Source organism: Photobacterium halotolerans DSM 18316 (genome assembly GCF_000425165.1).
Taxonomy (GTDB): Bacteria; Pseudomonadota; Gammaproteobacteria; order Enterobacterales; family Vibrionaceae; genus Photobacterium; species Photobacterium halotolerans.
The window spans coordinates 793,034-819,352 of record NZ_KE384319.1 but is presented as its reverse complement, the minus strand read 5'-3'; the positions used below and the strand labels follow the sequence as shown (position 1 = coordinate 819,352).

23 protein-coding genes and 1 pseudogene are annotated in these 26,319 nt (G+C 52.7%); 8 read left to right on the top strand and 16 right to left on the bottom strand.

Features of this window, described 5'->3' with window-relative positions; all coding sequences use genetic code 11:
- Positions 1-65 precede the first annotated feature (65 nt).
- The 3 genes from H511_RS0113075 to H511_RS23380 all read right to left on the bottom strand — a co-directional run bounded on the left by H511_RS0113075 (position 66) and on the right by H511_RS23380 (position 4,909).
- Positions 66-2,066 (bottom strand): HEAT repeat domain-containing protein, encoded by a 2,001-nt coding sequence (locus tag H511_RS0113075; protein WP_155804867.1) that lies wholly within the window; start codon positions 2,064-2,066, stop codon positions 66-68.
- Positions 2,067-2,117: 51 nt separating this feature from the next.
- Positions 2,118-2,984, bottom strand: coding sequence for a hypothetical protein (locus tag H511_RS0113070; protein ID WP_027252697.1), 867 nt, complete (start codon positions 2,982-2,984; stop codon positions 2,118-2,120).
- A 959-nt stretch (positions 2,985-3,943) separates the two neighbouring features.
- A complete protein-coding gene (locus tag H511_RS23380; protein WP_237582960.1) occupies positions 3,944-4,909 on the bottom strand; it encodes an ABC transporter substrate-binding protein in 966 nt (321 codons plus the stop codon).
- Between the two features lie 287 nt (positions 4,910-5,196).
- Here H511_RS23380 and H511_RS0113055 point away from each other — a divergent pair, with 287 nt between their 5' ends.
- The 4 genes from H511_RS0113055 (at position 5,197) to rarD (ending at position 9,221) form a co-directional block, all read left to right on the top strand.
- Positions 5,197-6,153, top strand: a complete 957-nt coding sequence (locus H511_RS0113055; protein ID WP_027252695.1) for an HlyD family secretion protein — start codon at positions 5,197-5,199, stop codon at positions 6,151-6,153.
- Complete coding sequence (locus H511_RS0113050) at positions 6,146-7,066, top strand: ABC transporter ATP-binding protein (protein WP_027252694.1); 921 nt, start codon at positions 6,146-6,148, stop codon at positions 7,064-7,066. The genes H511_RS0113055 and H511_RS0113050 overlap by 8 nt, the downstream gene beginning before the upstream one ends.
- Positions 7,066-8,187 carry an ABC transporter permease gene (locus H511_RS0113045; protein ID WP_036759514.1) on the top strand — a complete coding sequence of 374 codons (1,122 nt, stop codon included), beginning with the start codon at positions 7,066-7,068 and terminating at the stop codon, positions 8,185-8,187. Before H511_RS0113050 ends, H511_RS0113045 begins: the two co-directional genes overlap by 1 nt.
- Before the next feature lie 128 nt (positions 8,188-8,315).
- Positions 8,316-9,221 carry an EamA family transporter RarD gene (rarD, locus tag H511_RS0113040; protein ID WP_027252692.1) on the top strand — a complete coding sequence of 302 codons (906 nt, stop codon included), beginning with the start codon at positions 8,316-8,318 and terminating at the stop codon, positions 9,219-9,221.
- A 36-nt stretch (positions 9,222-9,257) separates the two neighbouring features.
- Here rarD and H511_RS0113035 read toward each other — a convergent pair whose 3' ends face one another.
- From H511_RS0113035 to H511_RS23375, 12 genes and pseudogenes are all read right to left on the bottom strand, one after another.
- The gene (locus H511_RS0113035) at positions 9,258-10,388 is read right to left on the bottom strand and encodes an HlyD family secretion protein (protein ID WP_027252691.1); all 1,131 of its coding nucleotides are present in this window, start codon (positions 10,386-10,388) and stop codon (positions 9,258-9,260) included.
- Complete coding sequence (locus H511_RS0113030; RefSeq protein WP_027252690.1) at positions 10,388-10,768, bottom strand: DUF3302 domain-containing protein; 381 nt, start codon at positions 10,766-10,768, stop codon at positions 10,388-10,390. The genes H511_RS0113035 and H511_RS0113030 overlap by 1 nt, the downstream gene beginning before the upstream one ends.
- Positions 10,769-10,930: 162 nt before the next feature.
- Positions 10,931-11,947 carry a glycine betaine/L-proline ABC transporter substrate-binding protein ProX gene (gene proX, locus H511_RS0113025; protein WP_027252689.1) on the bottom strand — a complete coding sequence of 339 codons (1,017 nt, stop codon included), beginning with the start codon at positions 11,945-11,947 and terminating at the stop codon, positions 10,931-10,933.
- A gap of 10 nt (positions 11,948-11,957) precedes the next feature.
- Entirely contained in the window at positions 11,958-13,097 is a 1,140-nt protein-coding gene (proW, locus tag H511_RS0113020) for a glycine betaine/L-proline ABC transporter permease ProW (protein ID WP_027252688.1), read from the bottom strand.
- 1 nt (position 13,098) lies between these two features.
- On the bottom strand, positions 13,099-14,289 hold the full coding sequence (gene proV / locus H511_RS0113015; RefSeq protein WP_027252687.1) for a glycine betaine/L-proline ABC transporter ATP-binding protein ProV: 1,191 nt from the start codon (positions 14,287-14,289) through the stop codon (positions 13,099-13,101).
- A gap of 206 nt (positions 14,290-14,495) precedes the next feature.
- On the bottom strand, positions 14,496-15,947 hold the full coding sequence (locus H511_RS0113010) for a sensor histidine kinase (protein WP_027252686.1): 1,452 nt from the start codon (positions 15,945-15,947) through the stop codon (positions 14,496-14,498).
- Positions 15,934-16,593 (bottom strand): response regulator, encoded by a 660-nt coding sequence (locus H511_RS0113005; protein WP_027252685.1) that lies wholly within the window; start codon positions 16,591-16,593, stop codon positions 15,934-15,936. Before H511_RS0113005 ends, H511_RS0113010 begins: the two co-directional genes overlap by 14 nt.
- 3 nt (positions 16,594-16,596) lie before the next feature.
- Positions 16,597-17,250: a tetratricopeptide repeat protein gene (locus H511_RS0113000; protein ID WP_051288151.1), complete on the bottom strand. Its 654-nt coding sequence runs from the start codon at positions 17,248-17,250 to the stop codon at positions 16,597-16,599.
- A gap of 16 nt (positions 17,251-17,266) precedes the next feature.
- Positions 17,267-18,076: an SDR family oxidoreductase gene (locus tag H511_RS0112995; protein WP_027252683.1), complete on the bottom strand. Its 810-nt coding sequence runs from the start codon at positions 18,074-18,076 to the stop codon at positions 17,267-17,269.
- A 40-nt stretch (positions 18,077-18,116) separates the two neighbouring features.
- Entirely contained in the window at positions 18,117-18,794 is a 678-nt protein-coding gene (locus tag H511_RS25050; protein WP_237582962.1) for an iron-containing redox enzyme family protein, read from the bottom strand.
- Between the two features lie 582 nt (positions 18,795-19,376).
- Positions 19,377-20,363: pseudogene (locus H511_RS25045) on the bottom strand (AMP-binding protein); the annotation flags it as partial.
- Positions 20,360-20,989, bottom strand: coding sequence for a thermostable hemolysin (locus H511_RS23375; protein WP_051288149.1), 630 nt, complete (start codon positions 20,987-20,989; stop codon positions 20,360-20,362). The pseudogene H511_RS25045 and the gene H511_RS23375, both read right to left, overlap by 4 nt.
- 319 nt (positions 20,990-21,308) lie before the next feature.
- Between H511_RS23375 and H511_RS0112980 the strand changes: the two genes are divergently transcribed.
- Positions 21,309-21,527, top strand: coding sequence for a hypothetical protein (locus H511_RS0112980; RefSeq protein WP_155804866.1), 219 nt, complete (start codon positions 21,309-21,311; stop codon positions 21,525-21,527).
- A gap of 39 nt (positions 21,528-21,566) precedes the next feature.
- On the opposite strand, the gene H511_RS0112975 is transcribed toward H511_RS0112980, so the two are convergent.
- Entirely contained in the window at positions 21,567-22,367 is an 801-nt protein-coding gene (locus H511_RS0112975; protein WP_051288147.1) for a response regulator transcription factor, read from the bottom strand.
- Positions 22,368-22,746: 379 nt separating this feature from the next.
- Here H511_RS0112975 and H511_RS0112970 point away from each other — a divergent pair, with 379 nt between their 5' ends.
- From H511_RS0112970 to H511_RS0112960, 3 genes are read left to right on the top strand one after another with little or no spacing between them, the layout of a single operon-like run.
- Positions 22,747-23,763, top strand: coding sequence for a substrate-binding domain-containing protein (locus H511_RS0112970; protein ID WP_420028998.1), 1,017 nt, complete (start codon positions 22,747-22,749; stop codon positions 23,761-23,763).
- Between the two features lie 57 nt (positions 23,764-23,820).
- Positions 23,821-25,308 (top strand): sugar ABC transporter ATP-binding protein, encoded by a 1,488-nt coding sequence (locus tag H511_RS0112965; RefSeq protein WP_027252678.1) that lies wholly within the window; start codon positions 23,821-23,823, stop codon positions 25,306-25,308.
- A 16-nt stretch (positions 25,309-25,324) separates the two neighbouring features.
- Entirely contained in the window at positions 25,325-26,302 is a 978-nt protein-coding gene (locus tag H511_RS0112960) for an ABC transporter permease (protein WP_027252677.1), read from the top strand.
- The last annotated feature ends 17 nt before the right edge of the window (positions 26,303-26,319 follow it).

Here is a 26,319-nt window from a genome sequence, read left to right as displayed (position 1 = left end):
TGGGGGCCGTCACTCTCTGATTGATACCGAGAGCGATTGATATCAGGAGTGACTGATATTGTGATCTACTGGGCTGTTTCGGTCTGATTGTGCGCGTACTTATCGACTATGTCCTGCAATCTGTCTTTTATCTGCTGGCTGGATTCAGTCGCAATCTGTTGTCGGAGCTGATCCAGCGTCCTGTTGTCCAGCGCGCGGTAACTGAGAGAATTGGCGGCCACTTCGCGGGTGGCGGTATTGGCGTCCTCTTTGAGCGTCTGTAATAAATAATCGGTGGCATCCGGGCCGGGAACAAAGCGCAGGGCATGGGTGGCCCGCTGACGAACGTCGGTATTGGATTGTTCGGTATAGGTTTGCAAATCCTCGTAGCTCAGGTATTGCCCCATATTGCCCAGCACCGTCAGGTGATGAAGGGTCGCCGAGGTATCGGCTGCAGACTTGAGATTCTGTAATTGATCAGAGACATAAGCGCTGGCCGTGGCGCTGTCTTCCACGCCCATGCGCTGAACCATGGCACTTTTGGCCAGATCGACATTGGCTGGCATCGACGCCGCCAGCGGGCTGTTGCCGACCATATTGGAGAAGCGTTCAAAGGTTTGCGTATTGCCCTGCGGCGACAGCGCCAGCGACGCCATGATTGAGGCTGCTGCCTGATTCTCGTGCATCCTGGCATTCAGCGTGGTCAGCATAGCGTCCTGTGAAGCGCGGCTGGCCACCGTACTCAATGCACTCAGATACAGGCTGAATCCCGGCTCATGAGTGCCAAATTTGGCCAGATCATCGGTCAGCAGATCCAGATCGCCGGGATAGGTGCGGGCAAAGTTTTGCAGCAGGGCGCTCAGCTGACTTTCTGCTTTGACTCTCTCGAGACCATCCAGAGACAGCATGGCATCATAAAGATCTTTGATTTCCTGATAAGCGGCTTCCGCAGAAGTGTTGATACCCTGAGCGTTCTGATCTGACTTTTGCTGTTCGGCAGTCTCTTCTCCTTGCGCCCCGGCACCTTGTCTGGCTTTGCCCCCGGTGGAGAGAAACACCTCAGCGGCGGTTAACTCAATCTGACGCTGTGACTGGACATCCTGGATCAGGGCGAGGTCGCTCTGGCTGATGTGCTCAGACCATGACGTCAGGTTCAGAACCAAGCGGTTGTTACTGCTTGCCAGCGGCTGGCCGTTGAGCAGATGCTCGACGCTTTCATCGACAGACAGCGATTGCAGCATTCGGTTGTGTTGATCCCAGCGGGCCTGATGACTGAAGGAGTAGACAGGCTTGAGCTGGTTTGCCAGTCCGCGGGCCTGATCTCCACTCGCCTGATCATAGACGGATTTTTCCAGTTCACGACGCTTGAATAAGGCGTAACTGTCGATTGCCGGCGTCGGCGCTGTGTCCGGCTGCAGGCTGTAGAAAGCGGTGAACTCGCCGTTGTAATCCTGTTCGGAGCGTTGCCATTGCGCCTTGCCGCTGACCGTTTCCGGAATAATGTGCTGCATCATGAAGGCGATCGTTTCCATGGACTTCAGCGACGGATGAGGCTGCGACAGGTAGACTTCCAGGATCTCTCCTTCCGGGGAGCTGATGAACTCTACGCCTTCCTGTACCTGCTGACGAATTGCCGCCACAATCTCGGGATTGGCCTGCTGATTGACCACGGCTGTAATGTCCGGTGACGGTATTCTGATCAGCTTATAGATGTGATCATCGCGGATTTGCCGGTACTGGATCATGTCGCCGCTGATATCAAAACGGATCGTTTGCTCGACGGTAGTGCCAGGGGCTGAAAAAGCGATATCGGCACTGTATTGCAGCGCAAAGACGTGTTTGGCAAATGTCTCGGAGGCGGTGTTGTCAGTGTGTGGAGACGGCGTGCCGGTGTCCTGAAAAGCCGGCGTATTGCTGTTCGGGTTTGTTTGCGTGGCAGATGGCAGGGCTGAGGCAGAAGCGGATTCATGGTCAGGTACGGCGGAAGCGGGCGATCCCGAAAGACGAAACAGCGCGGCGCCTGCGGCTACGCAGCTGACCAGCAGCAGAATAAAAAGTAATTTGTTCTTCATAGAATATTGACTCATGACACAGAGATGCTCCCCGCACTTTGGATGCGGGGAGGAAGGGCGCTGAGATTACTGAACGGGCAGGAAAGTGTTTCCTTGCGCTAACGTTTTCTCAAAGGTGTAGCCAGGCCATTCATAGATGGTCAGTTTGTACTTATCGTTCACTGAGCCGTAGATATTGCCACCGGCCAGGTTGGCGGTGTTGGTAATGCCGTAGCCAAACGCAAAGCCGTTTTGCGGCGCATCCCAGCGACCATAGGTTTCAAAGGCCAGATCATCCGAGATAATGGACACTTCACCGCCGAGAGAGATTTTATTGAGCAAAATGCGGGCGGAGGCTTCAGTGAATCCTGTCACATCGGCGCTGGGCACGGCTTTGGCAGTCAGTGCCAGGTTGTCATAACCCGCTTCCAGTGCCACGTTGAGCTTGGTTCTTACACCGACACCGACATCCAGAATGACAGGTCCCAGCGGGATACCCGCATACAGGCCCAGATCCGGAATCGGCAGGATCGGCAGGTCTTTCTTCAGTGATGGCCCTTCTTCAGCGGACATAGTGTATTCCTGAGAAAGGATATCGGTCCCCATGACATTGACGCGCCCGTCAACGGCGAATTGCGCGGTATTGGTTGCTGTGGCCCCCGCAGTAACAGAGGCCACCTGAATATCATTATTCAGTAACTTGCCATCAATACCGGCCACCCCTTCAAGACGCAGGCAACTGCTGCGGCCTTGTACGTTCAGATAGCCTTTGATGGTGGAAGAGGCCAGATCCTGGGAAGAATCATCCACATCTTTGGTGTAGGAGCCTCCGAACCGGGCATCGACAAGCGCCTCACCAGAGTCAATACAGTCGCCATACAATGAGGCGTGAGCAACCGGAGTCAGGCTGAATAAGGGTAAAGCGATGAGCGCTAATTGCTTAAATTTGGCCATAAAGGTTTCCTTATAAAAGAGGAGTGTTAACGCATCTTGAGGTTTTGCTGAAATACACGAACGTGGTGGATACCTTTAAAAAGTAAAGAAAGTGAAAAAGTAGCTTTCCGCTAATTTATTATTATCTAATACTGTAACTATCTGATTAAAATTATTTTCGACAAATAAAGAAACCATTCGCCGGAACTGTATATTTGCCTGCTCTAATAAAGGAGTTTCTATTTTACTTTGTTGATGCTGCAGCGTATTGAGCGCTGTTTTTTATTCTGTCATTGAAATTATCAAAATGAAAAAATAAAGTCTATCTAATTTTCGTTCGCGCATAATTTTTATCTGAATGCCGTTAATATGAAGAAAATGAGTCAAATGAAACGTCAGTTGATATCTTGTATGAATGCTAACGAAAGGTGTTTGGTATTGGTTTAAGGTATTGGTTTAAGATACGCTGCCATTAACAATGGCTGAATGGTTTTATTGATTCTGTTTTAGCGGAAACTAATATATTGCTGGGAAATGAAAATAGTGATTTAAATCTGTGTGTCATGAGGCGGAGGCAAAAATTACCAGAAATTAACGTCGTGCTACGTGCTAATGGCTGTTTTCTTCTGCCGCTATTTATCTGATGCCTGGTATTTTCCCTGATAACGGGTATTTCCCCTATGGCTAACTATTGCAACGACCGAATCGCCAGTAAGCCTCTGCACTGTCAATATTGTGTCGCTGGTATGCAGGCTAATGACAGGTATCGGGCATAAGACGGCACTCAGCTGGGCGGGGACTGGCAGCAGTGATGTGATCAGGATAACTGGCTGGAAAATCAACTCTTTCTGGCGATCCACTATCCGGTTGTTCATCCCGTTATGAACAGCCTGAATGTGTCGGTGTCATACACCCGCTATAATCTGGCGCCTTACCGTGTCCAGGGTAAAGCGCCGATCCTGCCCTGGGACGAGAATGTCTTATTCCGGCTCTATGCCGAGATCCCGCTCACTTGGTAAGACTTCGGATGGCGGCGCTGGCGTCACCGCCAAGGCGTGCTGCAGAGTGTCTGCCATGGCTTCAGAAGCCAGCATGCCGCGGCAGTTGGCCCAGTGATTGCCGTCGACACCAATGAGCTGCCCGCTGGACACGGCCTTCAGCGTTTGCCAGGCTGGCTGCTGCTGCCACTGAGCAAGAATACTGTCAGGCGCCATGTTGCCGGAAAGCAGAATATCGGGATCCATGCTGGCGATATCGTCAAAAGTCAGCTGTCTCAGCGCTCTGTCTTCTTCGCCGACTTTCTCGGGCACCGTCAGTTTGAGGGCTTTCAATACGCCGCCAGGGTAGGCGGCCCCGGAATAAGCATATAAGCCATTTTCGGATGCCACAGCGAAAAGCACGCTGTGGCCGTGAAAGCGGCTGAGCGCGTCCGCCGCGCCCTGCATAATGTTTTTGTGTTGCAGGAGCCGTGCCTGCATGAGCTCCGGATGGCCTGCGATATCGCCAATCTTCAGGGTAACGTCAAGGTTCTCCTGATAGGTTTCACCGCGGGATGCCAGCAGTACGGTCGGGGCTATCTGGCTGAGTGCGGCATACATCGCCTGATGCCGGTTCACATCGGCGATAATCAAATCCGGTTTCAGCGCCGCGATCTGTTCAAGATCGGGGGTCGCTCTGTCACCAACCGATACCCATCCCTCCAGTTTCGCCAATACCGCAGGGTGCAGATTGAGCGGATCATTATCATCGGCAATACCCACAGGGCTGATATCAATGGCGGCCAGGGCATCAGCGAAGGCGTATTCCAGCGTGACAATGCGTTGAGGTGGAGTGTCCAGGGTAAACGGGTTCCCAAGACTGTCGGTGATGGTAGTGGAAAAAGCTGTGGGGCTGGTGAAAAGGAAAAGAGAAAAGGTCATCCAGCGCAAATATCCCAACAGTGACATGGTACTCCCTTAAAAGTCAGAGAAAAATTTTGCTTTTACTTGATAATGAAGTGCTTTTCATTGCGCGTCATTCTAATGGCTTTTGTTGGCAGTACAAGGGGGAGTGATGAGCTGGCTGTCAGTATTGGATCGTGATCAATGCCTTTTGCGCATATTCCACATCTGTTGTGAAGTGAGAAACACGCAGCAGTAATGAGCAATAAATTACGGCATGCTTGCGCTAACGCATTGAATTTTACCTCATCTTAGCTAGGTTTAGCTTACAGTCAGTTTTGGAGTGGCGTTAAATGAAATCTGCCGGGTCATTGCAATTTATGGTGCTGACTCTCTTGTTACTGGTCGGGTGCGACAACCGTCCGTCTTCACTGGCACTGGGCACTCTGGAGCGCGATCGCATTACGTTGACGGCGACGGCGAATGAAATTATCCGCGATATGCCGGTAGCCGAAGGTCAGCCAGTGCAAGCCGGAGAAGTGCTGGTCCGGCTGGATACTACACGGCAAGGCGCTACCCTGGCGCAGGTGAAAGCCGAGCAGGCCAGAGCGGCGGCGTATCTGCTCCGGCTCACTAACGGCGAGCGGGTGGAAGATATTGCCGCGGCTAAGGCGCAGCTTGAACAGGCGAATGCCCGTTTGACCGATGCGGAAAAAACCTATCTGCGCCGAGAGAGCCTGGTGCGGCAGAAACTGATCAGCGTGGCCGAGCGGGATACCGCAAAAGCCGAGCGTGACAGTGCCAGGGCTCAGGTGGCCGAGGCGCGGGAGAATTTCACCAAGCTGACCCGGGGCGAAAGAATTGAAGATATTCAGCAGGCGCAGGCGGCGCTGGAAGCGGCAACAGCCAATGTGGCTCTGCAGCAGCAGATTTTTAATGATTTGACTGTGGTGGCGACCCGCGACGGCATTTTGGACAGCCTGCCGTATAACCTGGGCGAGCGAGTGCCCATGAGCGCCGTTGTCGCTGTCATTCAGGCCAGCAGCCAGCCTTACGCCAGAGTGTATGTCCCTGAGCCTTACCGGGTTGCCTTGCAGCCGGGCAGTGTGGCAAAGGTGTATGTCGATGGCGTTTCAGAACCATTTGAAGGCACTTTGCGCTGGATAGCGACTGAGCCGGCCTTTACCCCTTATTACGCACTGAATGAAGATGACAGGGCGCGGCTGGTTTACCTGGCCGAGTTCGATTTGTCGGATGCCGGGTCTTTGCCTTCCGGCGTACCGGTTCAGGTGGAGATGCCCCTTGAGTGAGCTGGCAATCAAGGCCACTGGCCTGACGCGGCGGTTCGGCGATTTCACCGCAGTGAACAAGCTGAACCTGCAAGTCCCCAGGGGCCACATCTACGGCTTTCTGGGGCCGAATGGCTGCGGTAAATCCACCACGCTGCGTATGTTAACCGGATTGCTGAGCCCCAGTGAGGGAGAGATTGAAGTGCTTGGCCTGCGCATTCCCGAACAGGCGGAAGCACTGCGGATGAAAATTGGCTACATGACGCAGAAGTTTTCCTTGTATGAAGATTTATCAGTCAGAGAAAACCTGCACTTTATCGGCCAGATTTATGGTTTGCCAGGCCGGGAGCTGAAACCCAGGGTGGCAGAGCTCGGCAGCATTTATAACCTTAATGAACTGATGAAACAACGGGTTGGCAGCATGAGCGGCGGGCAGAAACAGCGGCTCGCCCTGGCGGCGGCTGTGATGCACAAACCCGATTTACTGTTTCTGGACGAACCGACCTCGGCGGTGGATCCCCAGTCGCGGCGTGATTTCTGGGAGCAGCTTTTTGATTTGTCTGACTCAGGCACCACCATTCTGGTGACCACCCATTACATGGATGAAGCCGAGCGCTGCCATGGGCTGGCGATTATGGAAGCCGGTGAAATCAAAGCCGACGGCCCGCCTGATACCCTGATGAAGCAGATGGGGGTCAGTGTGGTTGAAATCAAAGCGCCGGGACTCAGGCAGATCAAAGAGAGGTTGCTGGTTATACCGGCCGTGGTGTCTGCCGCGCAGTTAGGTATTCGTCTGCGTGTTTTGGTGCGTGCCGAAGAATCTGACCCAGTGGCCTGGCTGAAACGTCAGCTACCGGCACTGGCTCAGGCCGAGCTGGATGTGGTTCGTCCCAGTCTGGAAGACGTTTTTGTCACCAGCACAGGGAGCAAATGATGAATGCCGTATCGTCCAGCCTGATCAGAATGAAAGCGATTCTGATGAAAGAGTTTCGCCAGCTGTCCCGCGACAGAATTACCTTCGGCATGGTAGTGATGATCCCGCTGATACAGCTATTGTTGTTTGGCTTTGCCATCAATACGGATGTACGCAATATTCCCGTGGCGATTGTGGATCAGAGCCAGTCTCAGTATGGCCGGATCATTACCGAAGCGGTGAAAGCCACTCAGGTGGTCACCGTGGTGGCTACCTACGCCACCCCCAGGGAAGGCGAGCAAGCCATTACTGCCGGGACCGTACGGGGTGTGCTGGTTCTGCCAAGGGATCTGGACCAGCGGCTGGCACAGCACAGAAAAGCCGGGCAATGGCTGGTGGACGGCTCTGATACTATGGTCAGCTCCGCCTTGCTGCAATTACAGAATATGCCGGTTGATAATCTGGTCTCGGATTACAAAGCGCAGCAGTCGAGTGTGATGACGCCGACCTTTGAAGTTGCGCTGTACTTTAACCCGGAGCGGCGAACGGCGGTCAATATTGTGCCGGGTTTGCTCGGCGTCATACTCACCATGACCATGATACTGTTCACCTCTGCGGCGATAGTCCGCGAGCGGGAAAGGGGCAATCTGGAGTTGTTGATCACCACCCCGGTGCATTCCCTTGAACTGATGCTGGCAAAGATCGCGCCTTATATCGCCATTGGTCTGATTCAGGTGGTGATTATTCTGGGGTTGGGCCATTACATTTTTGCGGTGCCCATTAATGGCCCGATCAGCCAGATTCTGTTCGGCACTCTGCTGTTTATTGCTGCCAGCCTGACCCTGGGGCTGGTGATCTCGACAATTGCACAGACTCAGCTGCAAGCCATGCAGATGACGGTGTTTATTCTGTTACCTTCCATCTTGCTGTCCGGTTTTATGTTCCCGTATGAAGGTATGCCTGTGGTGGCCCAATGGATTGCAGAAGTCCTGCCTGCGACCCATTTTATGCGCATGATACGGGGCATAGTGCTGCGCGGCGCCGATGTGGCAGTGCTGTGGAAAGATGCACTCTGGCTGCTGGGTTTTACTGTGCTCGGGTTGCTGTTAGCTTCCTGGCGATTTAAGAAAACGCTGGACTGACCCGGATCCCATCTTCATAACGTCCTGCATCCCTGACGGAAATTTACATCGCCATTGGCGACAGCGGGCTGATATCATCCTGTGCGTTTAAGCTTGTCGCCAAATGGATCGGATGTCAGGGGTGTAATGTGGGTAAAGGCGTTTTTCTGTCAGTGATGTCGTCGTGTCTGTTCGGGGCGCTGTATTACTACTCGACCCTGCTGGCACCGCTCAATGGCGAAGCCATCTTTAGCTGGCGGCTGTTAATGACCTTACCGTTTCTCACTGCTTTTCTGCTGCTCAGTAAAGCATGGCCGCAAGTGATGGCCATTGTGTCTGCAGTCCGTCAGCGTCCCCTGCTATGGCTGGGGTTGCCTTTGTCGGCATTGTTACTGGGCGTCCAGTTCTGGCTGTTCATGTGGGCGCCGATCAACGGCCGTGCGCTGCCGGTTTCTCTGGGCTATTTCATGATGCCGCTGGTGATGGTAGTGCTGGGCCGTTTGGTTTATCAGGACAGACTGAGCGGGCTGCAAAAAATCGCGGTGGCCTTTGCGGCGGTCGGCGTTGCCCACAAGCTTTGGCTTTCGGGAGGTCTGTACTGGGAAACACTGGTGGTGGCGATAGGATACCCCGGCTATTTTATGCTGCGGCGTAAACTCGGCACAGACAGTCTGGGCGGCCTGTGGTTTGATATGGCTATCATGATCCCGCCGGCCATCTGGTGGTTATTTGTCGAGCATGAAAGCCTGAGCGTTTTTGCTTTGCATCCTCACCTCAGCTGGCTCATTACGGGGCTGGGCATTATCAGTGCTTTTGCGGTCGGCAGCTACATTGTGGCGAGCAGACTGCTGAGTTTCAGCCTGTTCGGATTATTGAGCTACGTGGAGCCTGTATTGCTGGTGGTGGTGTCTTTGCTGCTGGGGGAAAGCATTGCCGAAGGAGAGTGGCCGACCTATATCTTCATCTGGATTGCAGTTTTCTTTCTGATCCTGGATTGCGTGCGGCAGATAGTGACCCAGCCCCAGATTCAGACGGCAGTCAAGGCGCAAGAGTGAAGCATGCCTGCGCATGGCAGGCATGCCGGGAAGGGATTAATGATCCAGATACAGGAAGTTCTGCCAGCTCTTCATGCGGATCAATATTTTACGCATCACCGCCAGATGGTGCGCGTGATCTGAATACACGGCAATTTCCATATTGGCCCCTAAAGGCAACTGGTACTCACTGAGATCGTCAAGCATCCTGAACCTGACCAGCGGCCGGCCCTGGCGCATTAACATATCGGTGCCAATCAGCGTGCCTTGTGCCTGCGCCTGGCCTTCACCAATCGCGGGTAAGACGTCGATAATTTCGGCTTTGAAGGTTTTCCCCGGTATGGCACGGAAAATGATATCGGCTTCATAGCCGGGCTTTAGGCGCAGCAGCGAGTTCTGACGAAACGCACCTATGATGAAGTCATCGTTGGTGTTGATAAAGGTCATCACCGGACGCAGCGGCAGTGGTACCGCCATCATGCCAGGGCGCAGCAGCACCTGAGTGACAAAGCCATCGGTAGGCGCCCGGACGACAGTTGAATCCAGATTAAATCGGGCTTTGACCAACTGCGCCTGGATTTGAGCCACAGCCGTGTTCTCGCCATTGATATTAGACTCATAAGCCAGTTTTGCCCGGCGCTCATCAGCTTGCGCCGCTTCCAGTGCGGCTTCGGCGCTGCGGTAGAATTGCTCACGGTTATCAACATCGGCTTTGGTGAAGGCGCCGCGTTTATAACCTGTGGCATAACGCTGGTACTGCTGATAGGTGCGATCGCGTTCTGCCTGCGCTTTGATGCGGGTTGCCATCGCGGCCTTGTAGCTGGCTTCCTGTCCGAGTACGTTTTGTCTGGTTTCAGCCAGCTGGGCTTCCAGCCGGTCAACTTCCGCCTGGAAAGGCGTGGGATCAATTTTGAACAGTACATCACCTTGCTTGAGCGGGGAGTTCGGGGTGACAGGGACTTCAATCACCTTGCCGCGCACATTCGGCATGATAGGGGTGGAGATGAAATATTCACCGCCCAGGCTGGTGTGTGGGTGGTTGTAGTTCATGAACAGGACCAAAGCACCGACAAGAACAATTCCGCCAAGTACGGCAGTAGGCACAGTCCATTTATTTAACGGTATCCGGAAAACTTTAAAGATAAAAATACAGATGGCAGCGTAGGAGAGTACCAGTAACGTTTCCATTATTGATTACCCTCATCGTTATCATGGCTGTTATTCACAGGCTGGCGTTGTTGTTTTAATGCGGAGAGTTCAGATTGCAGTAGCTGGAGTTGCATTTCCATTTTGGTTAACTGGGCCTGCAGTAAGACTTGTTCATCATGAACCTGTTTGAACCCCCAGCCTCTTTCTTTACGCCACAGGGTGGCCCAGATCCATAAAAATGGCCACAGAGCATGCAAGGTGAATAAACTTACCCAGCCCGCATAGTGAATGGCATCCTGGTGGGGATGTTCTCGCTCTTTGGCAATCTCGTAAGGAATATCGTGAATCGCTATGATGCCGTAAAACATAACAAGGGCTACAAAAATAAGCAGTCCCAATGCAAAATAATCCAAGAACATATATTTACCGTCAATTTTTAACCATGATCTCAAGATTATAGCTAACAAATAAGCTTGGCAATTGTAGGGTTTTTATCTTTCAGGTTTAATTCAGATTTCATCAGGCCAGCAAACAGGCTGGCCTGGCAAACATATTATGAGAGTAGTAGTGGATATCAGCTGTTAAGATGCATCTTCAGCGGCTTTTTTTGCCTGACTAATCCAGCTGTTAAACTGTTGCTGGTGCGACTGGATCCAGCCGTTAACATGGTTTTCTATGTCTTTCTGGGAATTTTGTCCCTGACTCATACGCATATTCTGAGCGCTGACGTCATTGATATCCAGTGTCATGATTTCAAACAGTTTGGCCGCTGCCGGGTTGTCTTCAGCAAACTGTTTGTTGGCAACAATGCGCATGCTGTTCATTTCAAAGCCGTAGTTTTTGCCGTTAGGCAGTGCGGTATCGACTTCACCCCGCTCGCCCGGTAATGACGAGAACGGCACTTCCAGCCATACCACATCTTTACCCGGCACCAGCACACCGCTTACCCAGTAAGGGGTCCAGGTGTAGTACAGAATGGGCGAGCCGTTACGGTAGCGGGAGATGGTGTCGGCAATGATAGCGGCATAGTTGCCCTGGTTATGGGTGACTGTGTCGCGCAGGCCGAACGCATCGAGTTGGTGTTCGATCACCCCTTCACAGCCCCAGCCCGGGTTACAGCCTGTCATGTCCGCTTTGCCGTCGCCGTTGGCATCAAACAGCTTGGCCAGCTTGGGATCTTTGAGCTGACTGATATTGGTGATGCCGTATTGATCGGCGGTTTTTTTATCAATCAGGTAGCCCTGAGCGGCTCCGGTAATGTAATGGCCTTTGCGGTAGAATTTATCGTCCCCGCCTGATTTGATGAACTTGTCTTTGTGCAGCGGCGCCCAGTTGACGGCCAGGAAAGTGGCATCGCCATTGGCAATCGAAGTGTAGCCCACGTTATAGTCCACCTCTTTGGTGGGTTGGACATCGTAACCCAGTGCTTCCAGTGCTTTATTAACGATAAGTGTCTGGAAGGTTTCTTCCGCCACTGTACTTTGTACAGGCTGTACGGTAACGCCTTCACCGGGTAAATCTGCGGCCAACGCAGGGAAAGAAAAGGCACCGGCAAATAATGCCGTGCTCAGTGAGAGTGACTTCCAGGACTTTGTCATTGTCTTCTCCTCAGGGTTGTGAATGTGTTGTCAGGTGCGGAGCCTTGTCTTTTTTGAACCGGCGATAAATGAAGCCGATAGGGCCGTGTTCATACCAGTGACGGTAAGATCGGCCGCGCTCGGATGCCCCCATTGCCTGTGTCAGCCTGTCGAGCAGGATGGCCAGAATGACGATACCCAGTCCGCCAATGGCCGCCAGCCCCATATCGAGACGGCCGATACCGCGCAGTACCATCTGGCCCAGCCCGCCAACGGCTATCATGGAGGCAATCACCACCATGGACAGCGCCAGCATCAGGGTTTGGTTAACACCGGCCATAATGGTGGGCATCGCCAGCGGCAGCTGAACCTTATAGAGCATTTGTTTCGGGTTCGCGCCGAAAGAGTGGGCCGCTTCAATCAGTTCCTCAGGTACCTGGCGAATACCTAAAATAGTCAGCCGGATAATCGGAGGCAGGGCAAAGATAATCGTTACGACCACGCCTGGTACATTCCCGATACCAAATAGCATCACTATGGGTACCAGATAGACGAAAGCGGGCGTTGTTTGCATCGCATCAAGAATCGGCCTGACAATTCTGGCCGCGTTTTCACTCCTGGCCAGCCAGATACCGGTTGGTAGCCCGATCAGCAGACAGAAGAAAACGGACGTCAGAACCAGCGCCAGCGTGACCATCGCCTGATCCCAGGCACCTATCGCCCCTATCAGCAGCAGTGAGATCACACTGGCAATTCCCATGCGCGGACCGGCAATCTGCCAGGCCAGAATCATGATCAGAAAAATCATCAAAAGTGCCGGCGTGCTCTGCAGGGTTGTCTGGAAGGCGGTGAGGATGTAATCAATCGGCACACTGATCGCCTGAAACGCTGGCCGGAAATTGGCGACCAGCCAGTTGATGCCGTCTTCGACCCATTGGTCGAACGGGATCAGGGCATCCTGAAACGGATGTATCCAGTCGATGGACGGGTCAACGGGCGCTGAACCTGGGGTATTGAGCCAGTCGGAACCGGAATTGGGCGTTGAGGTGGCTGGATTGCCCCAGGGGTCGGTACTGCTGGTATCTGCGCTGGACCAGGGGTCTTGTGAGGCGGGTGCTGGCGGGTTGTCCGTTACCGGCGCGGATGACTCTGGGCTGTTTTCCTGGCTCATATCAGGCCTCCCGATCTAGAGTCTGTAACAGGCGAGCTTTGGTAATAACACCATGGTAAATCTGGTTTTCATCAACAACAGGCACGCCATAAGGCTGATTGGCAACCTGACCGATCAGCTCACCGACAGGGGTTTCAGGCAGAAAAGTGATGGTATCGCCCAGCAGTGCCTGAGTCAGGGTATGACCCGCTTTGCTGGCCGTTTGCAGGGTGTCCGTCGACACTAATCCGACATACAGGTTGCGGCGATCGACCACAATGCCGAACTCTCTGTCATTATCATTGAGCAGTTTTAACGCAGCGCGCGGGCCGTCCGTTTCGGCTTTTTTGATCACAGTGACAGCTTGTTTGCGGGCGATGTCTTTGGCGGTAAAGACATTGGTGACATCCACGCCTTTAAAGAAAGACCGCACATAATCATTCGCCGGGTGATGGAGGATTTCATCCGGTGTGCCAATCTGAACCACCTCGCCGTTTTGCATAATGGCAATCCGATCGCCAATTCGCATGGCCTCATCAAGGTCGTGGGAAATAAAAACCACAGTGCGTTTATCATCACTTTGCAGGCGGAGAAGCTCATCTTGCATTTCGGTGCGGATCAGCGGGTCAAGGGCAGAAAAAGCCTCATCCATTAACAGGATGTCCGGGTCATTAGCCAGGGCTCTTGCCAGGCCGACCCTTTGCTTCATACCGCCTGATAACTCGTCAGGGTATGAGGCGGCGTAAGCTTCCAGTCCAACCCGTGCCAGTGCCTGGAGTGCGGTATCGTAACGGGTGGCTTTGTCGACCCCCGCGAGATCCAGGCCGAAAGCGGTATTGTCGATAACCGTCATATGGGGCATGAGGGCAAATGACTGAAACACCATGCTGATATTGTTCCGCCGCACAGTACGCAGTTCGTCCTCGGAGATACTGGCGATGTCTTTGTTATCAAGCAGTACGTGACCGCTGGTGGGCTCGATGAGGCGGTTAAGCAGGCGAACCAGGGTCGATTTTCCTGAACCGGAGAGGCCCATGATGACGAAAATTTCGCCCTGGTTAATGGTGAGAGTGGCATCTTTGACGCCGACAGTCAGGCCGGTTTTCTCAAAAATGGCATCCTTATCTAACCCCTGTTCCAGTAATGGGAACGCCCTTTCCGGGGCACTGCCAAACACTTTGTAGAGATTCTTTACTTCCATTTTGACAGTCATAAATGAGGGTGTCCGCTATAAAATCCTTCCAGATAAAACGTTTTGCTATCTAAGTAATTATGGCAGCTGATTCCAATTGAGTAGGGTTTAATTTAGCGCAGGAGGTGTGAGTGTGAACTGGGTCGGTATAATTTTTTGTTTTTTACTCAGGAGGATAGCTGGTGATAGCGGCGAAGACCAGATAGGTTGCTTATATGGTTAGGCCACTATTGAATACGGACGGTTCTGAGCGGGAGGGTGACCTGGAAACAGTTTTTGCCTGTCGAAGATTGCGGTTCCAGTGAAATAGTGCCGCCATGCAGTTCAGCGATATCGCGGATGATGGACATGCCCAGTCCCGCACCATCGCCACGTTCTGTGTTGGCCCGGAAGAATTTCTCAAACATCCGCTCGCGAATTGCGTCTGGTATGGGCTGACCCGAATCACAGACACGAATCAGCACATGGTCAGGGTCCGATGTCTGAACACTGATGTTGATGTCCGCATGCTCGCCGGCATAGCGGGTGGCATTGTCGATGAGATTGCTGAACAGACTGTGCAGCAGCGGCAGATTGGCCTCAATCGTGAGCGAGGGCGGGCCATCCAGTGACAGATTTTGTTCCTGTTTTAACGCTAAAGGAGCCAGTGAAGCAATGACCTCACGCAGGCATTCCATCAGGTCAAGGTGGCTGAACGAAAAGGTGTTGCCGCTTTCTACTCTCGCCAGCATCAGTAACTGCTGAATGAGGCGGTCAGTCCTGTCTATCCCTTTGAGAATATGGCTGAGATCGCTCTGCAGATCGGCCGGATTATCGCTGGACAGGGCATTTTCTGCGTTTAGCCGCAGGACAGCCAGCGGTGTTTTCAGCTCATGGGCCGCTGTGTGGGTAAAGCGCTTTTCGCGCACCCAGGCTTTATCAAGCTCTGACAGCAGGTAATTCAACTGATCGATGAGTGGTTTGAGCTCCACCGTGGGCTGCGACACCCTGATCGCGTGCAACTTATTGATTGTTCTTTGTGAAAGGGCTTGCTGCAGTTCACCGACCGGCAGCATGACATAGTTGACCAGCAGAATAATGGCCAGCGCCAGACACGGAATAAGCAGCAATTGCGGAATGCCGGTGGAAAAGGCAATTTCATCAATCAGTTCATCGCGGATCGCCTGCTTTTCGGCCACCACCAGAAATGCGGCATCTTGGTTGGTGTCGTTAAATGGCAGGCGAATCTGAAAGCTTCGCCAAAGCTGATCATCAAAGGTAATGGGATGATAGCCAATGTTATCGGTGGCCGACAGCGGGTGCAACGGTGCACCGGGAGAGCGCAGCAAAACCTTGCCCCGGGTGTCGAAGAGCTGGAACATCAGCTTCTGTTCATAGGGGTGACCGAAAGGGGTCGGATCGTCGTCACTGAAACTGGCATGATTGCTGATGCCCCGATACCAGTCTTCATAGAATTGATCCATTTGCTCTGCGGGCATTTTGAGCAGTTGCGGTGCACTGAGTGCCAGCAGCTTGGCCGATTGCCCCAGCCGGGCATCAAAGATTTCATCTATTTCATGTTTAGATTCAGCAAAGATCAGGCTCCATGAAATGGCAATCAGCACAGTTGCCGCCGCTACTGTCAGGGTGATCAGCCGCTTTTTGATCGATAGAACAGGCTTGCTCTCAGCGGTTTTCAATGATGTACCCTACGCCTCGGATATTTTTTATTACAGCACTGCCGAGTTTTTTCCGGATATTGTGAATATGCACTTCAATTGCGTTATCGCTGGCGGTGTCATCCCAACCGTGCAGGGCCTGCTGGAGTTTGTCTTTACTCATCACCCGGCCGGCCTGCGCGACCAGAGTGCTGAGGATCTTGAATTCATTGCGGGTGAGCTTTACCGGCTTGCCACGAAAGCTGACACCATTGTTGAGCAGCGATAGAGTCAGCTCGCCCAGCTGAATCTCCGTTTCAGAGCTGCCAGACAGCCGACGTATCATCACCCGCAAGCGGGCCAGCAATTCTTCCAGTGCGAACGGTTTTACCAGGTAATCATCTGCACCGTCGTCCAGCCCTTTGACACGATCATCAATCCCGTCCCGGGCGGTGAGAATCATAACGGGAAGCTGATGGCCCGCGCGCCGAATCTGCCGTAATACCTGAAGACCGTCGATATCGGGCAGGGTTAAATCTAAAATAACCGCCAGGAAGTCCTCGGTTTTCAGGGCGAGTTCAACTCCCTGGCCTTGCTGCAGCCAGTCAACGGTGTAGCCACGGCGGCTCAGTGAGGCCACCATGGATTCACCCAGCATCAGATCATCTTCGATTAGTAAGATGCGCATCGGTTATTGCAGCTCCTTCAGTTTTTGTCGGATTTCCTGCTGTCTTCCGGTATCGGCCAGTTTGCGACCGGGGCGAGGCTTGGCCTGGCTGGCTTTCTTCAGATAGCTGATGGCATCATCACGGCGGCCGTTCTGAGCCAGAAAATCGCCATAAAAGTAATTAGGATCGATACCGTTCGGGTTGATTGCCAGTGCCTTTTTCAGCATAGCTTCGGCTTTGTCGTCATCACCAAAGCCAATCGGCCAGCCCGGTACCTGGTAGTATAACGTGCCCAGACTGGTATAGGCAGAGCCGTCCAGCACATTAGGATCGGTGCGGATCACATCTTCTAACAACGACTTAGCTTCTTTTACCAGTGGCAGGGCACTCAGCCCACCTTTTGCGCCGGCCAGGCTGCTTTTGTTGATGGCCAGCCAGACTTTCAGATCGGAGCGGGTTGGCGCCTGGCGCAGGGCTTGCTGATTGTTGGCTATCACCTGACTGAGGCACTGCACTTTGTTGTCTTTGTTAAAGGTATCATACTGGCATTTAGCCCATTGTTGCTGGATATCACTGAGCTCATCCGCGACAGCCAGGCTGCTGAAACTGACGGATGCACCGACGATACAGGCGAAGGTCAGCAGGGATGTAACCGGTGAAAAGGTAAATGTTTTCATAATGCCTCCATGAATATCAGATAACTTCGGCTTTGGTGAGGTACTGGCGTATGGTGCTGCTTTGTTTCCGGATAGCCTTGGCTACCGACGCGGGGAATATCTGGTTTACCCGAACCCAGAGTTTCTCCGGCCATCCCAGCCAGCGAATGGGTGTTTCTTTTATAAGGCTGTGCAAGACTTGTTTTGCCACCCAGCGGGGAGCATCAATATGGTTGCCCAGTTGCTGATTGAGCTCGGTCACTGTAGTTGAATTCAGTGCAGTGTCCGTGGCCCGCGGGGCGAGATAAAGCACCTTAATTCCGGTGTCGTCCAGCTCCCGGTGCAGAGCTTCACTGAATCTGTGCAGCCCGGCTTTGCCGGCACAGTAAGTGGTGTAGCCGGGATAACCGATAGCCGAAAACGTCGAGCCTATGTTGAGGATCAGAGCCGGACGGGACATCCAGCTCAGTGCCTGCTGGCAAAGGAGCACCGGTACTGTCAGGTTCAGATGAATCTCATTGCTGATACTGGCCGGTTCACGTTGCGACAGACTGGCAAAGCAATTACTGCCGGCATTGTTGATCAGGCCGTGAATGGGCGTGCCTGCCTGCTTCCATTGCTGGCAGGTGAGATTAATGGTCTCAATGCCTTGTGGTGTACTCAGGTCAGCCACAATCAGCCGGTGTGAGTCAGGCTGTGTCAGTGAAAGCTGTAACGCCCTGAGCTTACTCTCGTTACGGCCGACCAGAATCAGGCTGGCTCCGGCGCCGGCCAATACTGCGGCAATCTCAGCGCCGATTCCCCCGCAAGCGCCGGTCAGCAGCAGGCGTTTATTTCTGATATCCATGCAAGATCTCCTGTGCAGGTAAATGTATCGTTCGGTTTGGTTAGTGCAGCCTGGGTATCGGCAGTGAGGTCAGCATCTGGCCATAAAGGCTGTAGACCGTATTGGCACTCTCTATGATGGCGCGTTGATCGGCGGGATCGTTAATGCGGTTCATTAAACCTTCGAAGGTCTGAATATGACTCTGATCCAGTTCACTGTGTGACTTGAGATAGGTCATAGCATTATCAGGCAGGCCGAGTACTTGCTGGATGCGCTGCGCAATCTGACCGCCGATACTGACACTGGTCCCTTCCAGCACCCAGACCATGCCAAACAGTCCCATCGGGTTACGGCGATCAATCTGGTGATAGAGATAGGCCACCATCAGTTCTATGGGCAGGCCGGCTTTGCCTGGTCCCTGGTTGTCGCGAACCGGAGCGGGATTCCCCCCGCAGGCTGCGATATCGTTCAGTATCCAGGCCTGGTGGCCCATCTCCTCTTCAATGTAATGCCCGATCGCCTGACGGAGCCATTCATAGTCCTCGCTTAATCTGCTGCCACAGGCCATCAGCAGGGGCACAGTATGCTTAACGTGATGGTAGGCCTGAGTCAGGAAAGCCAGGTATGTGGCCGTATCAATCGTGCCTTGCTGACAGGCGGTAAAAATGGGGGCGTCCGCCATACGGCTGCGGGCCGCTGCGGTTTCTGTTATCAGGGTCTGGAAAAATCCCGAACTCATAGGGGTGTCCTCTTTAGTGGTATAAGGAGTGAGCGCAAGCTGATCAGTGAAGATTTTGGCTGTGTAAAGCGACAGCAACGCCGGGCTGCTGTGCCAGGATCTTGTCTCTGTCTGTGCGGTGAGCAAGGCAGGTATAAAGTAATGATGCAAAGCGTCGCGTTTGGGGCGGCCATTGGCCGTCATCAAGCCCGGGATATTCGCCAGTGGCTGGTCTGTGATGATCAGGTTGCCGATTCGGGCATAATCCGGCAGTTGTTGGTTAAGGGCCTGCACCGCTTGCGGCACCGAGTCCGGTGACTGGCTAAAGAGAATGCCGCTCAGTGTGAGTTGTGAGTCACCAATAACCACCATGCCACACAGCGAGGGAAATGCCTGGGCTTCTGATTCAATCCATTCGGGTGAGACATTGCGGCCAAAGCCGGTGATCAGCTGATTCTTGCGCCGACCGGTAATATGGAGAAATCCGTCGTCATCCAGATAGCCGATGTCACCTGTGTGTATTGTGCTTGGGCTTGCCTCTTGCCCCAGATATCCCAGCATGCTGTTGCCGGTAACCTGAATGTCACCCTCGGCCGTGACGTTGATCTTGGTATGGGAAAGGGGACGACCGCAGCTTCCGGGCTTGTCGGTACCGGGCAGATTGAGGCTGACCACAGAACCACACTCTGACAGACCATACCCTTCATAAGCGGGAATGTTCAGTGCATGCGCCTGTGCCAGCAGGGCGGGAGCGACCCGTGCGCCACCGACCGCCACAAATTGCAGCGACCGGGTCAGTGCCGGCTGTTGAGCGGCAATCTGACAAAGCGCCATCAGTAAGGCCGGCGTCAGTACCAGGCTTTCCGGCTGATGTTCGGCCAGAGCCTGGGCGAAACGCAGCGGATCAAAGGCACTCGAGCCTGTCAGGCCAACATTGTCTCCCGGCAAAATCACCGAAGTTGCCCCCAGCAGCAGCGGCACATACAGACCGGTGATGTTCTCGAGCAAGGTGGCAAGTGGCAACATCACCAGATGCTTTGCGGGGGTGACTTTAGGAGAAAGCGCCTCAGCGAGCGCTTGGCTCGTCGTTGCCAGATGATGCTGACTCAGACATACCCCTTTGGGCTGGGCGGTGGAACCTGAAGTAAAGGTGACTTTACAGGTCTGCCGGTGTAACTGGCCGGGCTGGCTGCGAGAAGACAACCGATAGAAAGGCAGGTCGGCAATCGTCATTGACCCTGCGTGCTCACCGACCGGCCAGTCTCCCCACAGCGCATCAACCTGCGCTGCAGTGAGCAGGTGCCGGATTTGTTGATCAGAGAAAAAAACGGGGACCGGTATCAGCACTTTTCCGGCGAGCATGGCGGCAAGATCGACAATCGCCCAGGCCAGCCCGTTATCTGCTTTGAGGGCCAGGCAGTGTACGTCTTGCTGGTTAAGGGTGTCGGCAGCACGTATGACCTCATCAGCCAGTTGACGGAAACTGAGGCTGATAGTTTCACCGGTAGCCGGATCGCGCCCCTGAAAGGCAGCCTGTTGGGGCGCTGTTTGCGCAAACTGAAACAGCTGCTCAAGGATCAGGTTACTCATGCCTGTCCTCCCTGGGGCAGGCTGAGCACGAGCGGTGACGACTGCTGGCGCTGCATCAGAGCTTGCAGGCCGGCCGCCAGGTTGCCTCCTGATATTCTGGGCTGGTGACAATAATAAGTGCCCCAGATTTTTTCAGCGTCCGGAATCCGATCGGCTGATGCATCTGCCAGTATATGAGGGGTTAACCCGAACCGGCGCATCATGGCCTGCAGTGGCCCGGTAGCGGTGAAAATGCACCAGTGGTAGCCCAGATTAACCAGGTGCCGGGCAATCAGGGTGAAGTGCAAAGATGACATTCCTTTAGAAAATGCAGCCAGCTGGCCGAATTCAATCAATTCGCAGCGGGAGACAGGCAGGCCAAATTGCTCAGACATCAGGCGGTCAGCGGGCAGATCCAGATACTGCTCCAGAAACAGCGGTCCGGCGTCAGCAGACTGAAAACCGCATACTGACAGGAGTTGATTCTGATCATCAACCAATGCCAGGAAGTCGGGCATGAAGGTGTGGATACGGGCGTGAAAGGCACAAGCATAGCGTGAAGCAACATAAGATTCTGTTTTGTCACGAAAAGGATGATCTTTATCAATATGCACCAGGGTTAATTTGTTAGAATTATTCTGATTCATCGCCTATTTCCCCTTAAGGTATGTATACACACCTTAGAAAGGGAAACTTAAGACAGACTTAAGACATAAAAATAATCATCTAATCTTTACGGCTTTGCTGTCGCAATCAGGTGATATATTGATTTTAATTATGTTTCCTATCTTTAATATTTGTGACCTTGCTCGTGGTGATACAAGAGGTACGTCCAGATTATTGAGGGATATGTCAATTTCTTACAGGGAATTAACGTTTAACATAAATGTCACATTGAGATTTATTATTGTCATATTTTGTTGCGATGATGACCGCCAAGGAAAGGAGTGTAGAAGCGCAATGAACATGAAAATTCGAACAAATCATCTGGAACCAATGGGATTTGAAGAGTTCTCCCGTTTAATCGACATGATTCCGGCTTCGCGCAGTCCTATGAAAGTAGAACCGCTACTGGGTAATGTGCTTTCCCATCATTCGGGTGAAGCACGGGAAGGGAAGATTGTCATGCTGTCGTCCGGTACGGCTCAGTGGCCGAAACGCCTGCGTACCGCTAACGGGTGTTAAGTCAGAAGTTTGACACAGACAATTCTGTATCAGGGACGATTATTTCTTTTCCAGGCTCAACAGGTAATTCCTGAGATTTACCCCTCTGTTTGTTATACCCAGTTTATTGCGTAAGCTGTTTCTGTGGTTTTCCACTGTCTTGCGCGCCACATTCAGGGTGCTCGCAATTTCTTTACTCGACATCCCGCCTCGAATGAATTCTGCAACCTGCAGTTCTGACGGGGTCAGCACCTCCAGCAAACGGCTGTTCATCCCCGGCGCATCGTTCAGCAGACTTTCCATATTGGATTTCACAATCTCCAGGCACATTTTCAGTCCGGGATCCTGCACCTGTTTCAGGCGGGCTTCCACTTCCGGTAAATGGATATCGCGCACTTCCTGCTGCAAATGTTCAGGCAGATGATTTTCTGACGCTGTTGTGAGGAAACTCAGGGAGCTGGCAAGCTCGTTGATGATTTTATAATCCTGCTCAATGGCAGACAGTTTAGGCTCGGCTGCATTGTCGTCCTTAGCTTTAATTTGCAGGCAATAGACAGCAGGCGCATTACCCTCTTGCAGACACAGCGTTTCGAAGGCCAGATTGGCGACAGAGAAACGGCATTGATCGGTTTGCTGCAACAGCACTGATCTGATCTGCGCAATATTGGCCGGGCCGACCAGGAAAACGAGATCATCCAGCTGCTTTAGTGTGAGCGTCGCAACCGGGTAGTTACTGGCAATCACCTGCTCATGCTGATCAAATGCAATGAAGTAGATATCGTGGTGCGCCAGTATTTGCTGGTAAATACCGGCAGTCACTTTGGCAGAGTTGCTGTGTTGATTGGCGGTGTGCTGACTCATGTTTCCTGATTACCTCGTTTGCTACTGACCGACGGCCCTGGTCAGTATTACCCTGCCATGATACCCAGCTTTTACCTATCAATCACCTTGCTTTTTTGTTTATAGGTATTTGTTAGGTGTTTTATCTCATCTCATTACGCAATTAACCGGTGTTATTTGCCTGATCAATGAGTGATACGTTGTTTTTTCAACCGTTGTTGTGATTGTTATCACTATGTAATGATGATGTGTCGAGATCTTGATCGCATTAAATACCCAAAAAACACCTATATTAATACTCATGTAATACTCAAGCAAACAGGTGGGACAGGGAATGAAATTGAAAAAAATCGCTCAGGCATGCCAAACCTTAGGTTTCACTACGCTATTGGCAGTGGCGATGCCTTCAATGGCGGAAGTGACCTCAACACAAGGCCCTAACGGAGAAACAGCAACGCCTTATACCGAGGTGACGTTAAATGCATCACAAGCAAATGCGATTAAAACCAGGGAGTACACCGCGGCGATTCTGATGCACAGCACATCTGACTGGTCTAACGCCCTGATTGATGGTGCAAAAGACATGTTTGCCGAGCTCAATATTGATGTGGTGGCTGTGACGGATGCGGAATTCGATGCCAATAAGCAAAAAACGGATGTCGAAACCACGATGGCCATGAAGCCTGACATTCTGATTGCGCTGGTGGTCGATCCGGTATCTGGCGCCGCGGCGTTTAAACCCGCGGTGCAGCAGGGCAGCAAACTGGTGCTGATCAGCAACCTGCCCAGTGGTTTTGAACATGGCAAAGACTATGCCGGTATCGTGACGGATGACTTGTTCCAGATGGGTAAACTGGCCGCGGACATGATTGCCAAGGCGGTGGGCAATCAAGGCAAGGTCGGGTTTATTTATCACGAAGCCAATTATTACGTCACCAATCAGCGTGATCAGGCGGTACTGACCAACCTGCAGAAAAACTACCCGGATATCGAGATTGTGGCAAAACGCGGTATCGCCAATGCGAATGACGGTGAAGTGGTTGCCTCGGCACTGATTACCCAGTACCCGGACATGACCGCCATTTATGCCCCCTGGGACAGCATTGCCGAAGGCGTAGTCGCGGCAACGCGTGCCGCGGGACGTAAAGACATCAAAGTGGTGACCATGGATCTCGGCGCTGCCAATGCGCTGGATATGGCCAAAGGCCGCAACGTTGCCGGTATCGTCACCGATTTGCCTTATGACCTGGGGCAGACGCTGGCGCGCATGGGCGCGCTGGCGAAACTGGGTGAATACACGCCACCTTTTGTCACCGTCAGTGCCAGTGCGGTGACCCGCGACAATCTGGCTGATGCCTGGCAGCAGGCGCTACGCCGCGAAGCACCGGCTTCGGTGCAAAAAGCACTGCAACATTAATTTCGGTTTGCAGGTATGCCAGTGTGCAGTCGGCATACCGCTATGAAGAGGTATTCAATGGAAGTGAATGCAATTGAAGCCCGTCGCCTTAAAAAAGGCTTTGATGGTAATCCGGTGCTGAAAGAGGTCAATTTCACCCTGAAAACCGGCGAGGTACATGCTCTGGTTGGTCAGAACGGGGCCGGTAAATCGACTCTGGTCAAACTGATCAATGGTTTTCATCAGCGCGATGGCGGTGAGATCCGTCTTTTTGGCGAAGAGAGTTATTTCGCCACCCCGAAAGATGCACAGGCGAAAGGGATTGCTATGGTCTATCAGGATCTCAGCCTGATCCCCAGCCTGAGTGTGGCCGACAATATTTTTCTGACTCACTCGCAACAGCGTTCGGCACTGATCTCCAACCGTGATCGGGTGCGTCAGGCCGAACCGATTCTGGCAACGCTAGGGGTCGATATAGATCCCCGGCAGAAGGTGGAGAGTTTAAGCGTCGGTGAGCAGCAGTTTATTGAGATTGCCAAAGCCATGGCAATGGATGCCCGCATTCTGGTGCTGGACGAGCCAACTGCTTCATTGTCGAATAATGAAATCAATGCACTGTTCGCTGTGATAGAAAAACTCAAAAGCAGAGGCATTTCTATTATCTACATTACGCATTACATGAGTGACATCATGCGGATCTGTGATGCGGTCACTGTGCTGCGGGATGGCTATACCGTACTGGAAACCCAGACGGCAGACACCTCGGTTGATGCCTTGGTCGAAGCCATGCTGGGCAGTAAAACCGACACGGATTTTATCTGGGACCGCCCGGCGACATCCACATCAGAAACTGTGCCGTTATTGGAGCTGTGCAATGTCACGACCTGCGATCTTGATGCAGTATCCCTTAAGGTGATGCCCGGCCAGGTGGTAGGCCTGGCAGGATTACTGGGCAGCGGCAGAACGGAAATTCTGGAAGCCATTTATGGCTTAACGCCGATACAGAGCGGCGAAGTGCGGGTGAACGGCCGGGCAGTGAAGATTCACTCGCCCCGGCAGGCGATAGAAAACGGGATCAACATGGTGCCGGAAGAGCGCCGTTCGCAGGGGCTGGTGCTGGATTTTTCTGTTGAAGACAACGTATTGATGGCCTCGTTTGACCGGATTTCACGATCCATGGTGCTGAATAAAGCCAAAGGCCAGTCCATGGTGGAAGCCACGATTAAGAAACTGGGGGTGAAGACGACGGGCGTGTCGCAGCCGGTACGTTTTTTGTCCGGCGGTAATCAGCAGAAAGTGGTGATTGGCAAATGTCTGTCAACTGATGCCAAAGTGCTGCTGCTTGATGATCCGACCTTCGGCATTGATATCAATGCGAAATACGAAATCATGAAAATTGTCAATCAGTATGTCGCTCAGGGTAACGGCGTGATTTTTGTGTCCAGTGAATATGCCGAAGTCGGCAGTTTCTGCGATGTAATTTATGTGGTCAATAAAGGGCGGATCGTTCGCCATTTCAGTGGCCAGCGTATGACGGAAGACGCATTGCTGGCAGCAGTGCAGTAAGGATAAGGAATTGCGAATGAACGAGAAAACACTTCAGCCGCCACGTACAAGCCGCATTAACTGGCGCGATTACATCATTTACTTTGTCTTTATCGGCATCTTCATCTTCTTTTCGGTGATGCTGCACGACAAAGGATTTCTCACCTCAGTGAACCTGATGAACATTGCCCGCCAGACGGCAACTATCGCTATCATGGCGGTGGGGATGACCTTTGTGCTGAGTGCCGCCGAGATTGATCTGTCTTTTGGCGCTACGGTTGCCCTGGCCGCCATAGTGTCAGCCCTGACACTGCAGGAAACCGACAGTATTTTGCTCGCGGTGTCTGCCGCTCTGATGGTGGGCACCATGATAGGTTTCGTGAACGGGATTTTTGTCACTCAGGTGGGTATCCCTTCTTTTCTGGTGACGCTCGGTACCACGGGTATCATTACCGGTATTGCCCGCTGGTCTACTTCGCTGCAGTCGATTCCGATTGATAATGATACCTATACCTTCATCTTTGGATCCGGCGACATAGGCCCGTTTTCCATCCTGTTCATCTGGACCATTATCGTCACCGTCATCGGCGCCTTTGTGCTGCGCAATACCACTTTTGGTAAGCACGTACTGGCGACCGGCGGCAATAAAGTCTCGGCCATGTATTCAGGGATCAATGTTAACCGCATCAAACTGTATGTGCTGATGCTGAACGGCTTTCTTGCGGCGCTGGCCGGTATTTTGTACTCAGGCCGTCTGTACAGTGCCCGCTACACCTTGGGTGAGAACGACCTGATGCTGGTGATCGCCGCCGTGATCATTGGCGGCACCAACTTGTTTGGCGGTAAAGGCGCGGTTATCGGCTCGGTGATCGGGGCGCTCATTATGGGAATGGTGAATAACGGCCTGATCTTGATGGGGCTGAATGTCGATCAGCAGCTGATCCTGCGCGGCATTATTGTGATTGTGGCGGTGACTTTCACCATGGGCCAGATTCGTCAGTTACGTAAGAAATAACGATTTTACTTTTATTA

Excerpts from the sequence above, each read along its gene's own strand:
- H511_RS0113075 (WP_155804867.1), bottom strand. The coding sequence starts at position 2,066 with ATGAGTCAATATTCTATGAAGAACAAATTACTTTTTATTCTGCTGCTG.
- H511_RS0113070 (WP_027252697.1), bottom strand. The coding sequence starts at position 2,984 with ATGGCCAAATTTAAGCAATTAGCGCTCATCGCTTTACCCTTATTCAGC.
- H511_RS23380 (WP_237582960.1), bottom strand. The coding sequence starts at position 4,909 with ATGTCACTGTTGGGATATTTGCGCTGGATGACCTTTTCTCTTTTCCTT.
- H511_RS0113055 (WP_027252695.1), top strand. The coding sequence starts at position 5,197 with ATGAAATCTGCCGGGTCATTGCAATTTATGGTGCTGACTCTCTTGTTA.
- H511_RS0113045 (WP_036759514.1), top strand. The coding sequence starts at position 7,066 with ATGAATGCCGTATCGTCCAGCCTGATCAGAATGAAAGCGATTCTGATG.
- H511_RS0113035 (WP_027252691.1), bottom strand. The coding sequence starts at position 10,388 with ATGGAAACGTTACTGGTACTCTCCTACGCTGCCATCTGTATTTTTATC.
- H511_RS0113030 (WP_027252690.1), bottom strand. The coding sequence starts at position 10,768 with ATGTTCTTGGATTATTTTGCATTGGGACTGCTTATTTTTGTAGCCCTT.
- proX (WP_027252689.1), bottom strand. The coding sequence starts at position 11,947 with ATGACAAAGTCCTGGAAGTCACTCTCACTGAGCACGGCATTATTTGCC.
- proW (WP_027252688.1), bottom strand. The coding sequence starts at position 13,097 with ATGAGCCAGGAAAACAGCCCAGAGTCATCCGCGCCGGTAACGGACAAC.
- proV (WP_027252687.1), bottom strand. The coding sequence starts at position 14,289 with ATGACTGTCAAAATGGAAGTAAAGAATCTCTACAAAGTGTTTGGCAGT.
- H511_RS0113005 (WP_027252685.1), bottom strand. The coding sequence starts at position 16,593 with ATGCGCATCTTACTAATCGAAGATGATCTGATGCTGGGTGAATCCATG.
- H511_RS0113000 (WP_051288151.1), bottom strand. The coding sequence starts at position 17,250 with ATGAAAACATTTACCTTTTCACCGGTTACATCCCTGCTGACCTTCGCC.
- H511_RS0112995 (WP_027252683.1), bottom strand. The coding sequence starts at position 18,076 with ATGGATATCAGAAATAAACGCCTGCTGCTGACCGGCGCTTGCGGGGGA.
- H511_RS25050 (WP_237582962.1), bottom strand. The coding sequence starts at position 18,794 with ATGAGTTCGGGATTTTTCCAGACCCTGATAACAGAAACCGCAGCGGCC.
- H511_RS23375 (WP_051288149.1), bottom strand. The coding sequence starts at position 20,989 with ATGAATCAGAATAATTCTAACAAATTAACCCTGGTGCATATTGATAAA.
- H511_RS0112980 (WP_155804866.1), top strand. The coding sequence starts at position 21,309 with ATGAAAATTCGAACAAATCATCTGGAACCAATGGGATTTGAAGAGTTC.
- H511_RS0112975 (WP_051288147.1), bottom strand. The coding sequence starts at position 22,367 with ATGAGTCAGCACACCGCCAATCAACACAGCAACTCTGCCAAAGTGACT.
- H511_RS0112970 (WP_420028998.1), top strand. The coding sequence starts at position 22,747 with ATGCCTTCAATGGCGGAAGTGACCTCAACACAAGGCCCTAACGGAGAA.
- H511_RS0112965 (WP_027252678.1), top strand. The coding sequence starts at position 23,821 with ATGGAAGTGAATGCAATTGAAGCCCGTCGCCTTAAAAAAGGCTTTGAT.
- H511_RS0112960 (WP_027252677.1), top strand. The coding sequence starts at position 25,325 with ATGAACGAGAAAACACTTCAGCCGCCACGTACAAGCCGCATTAACTGG.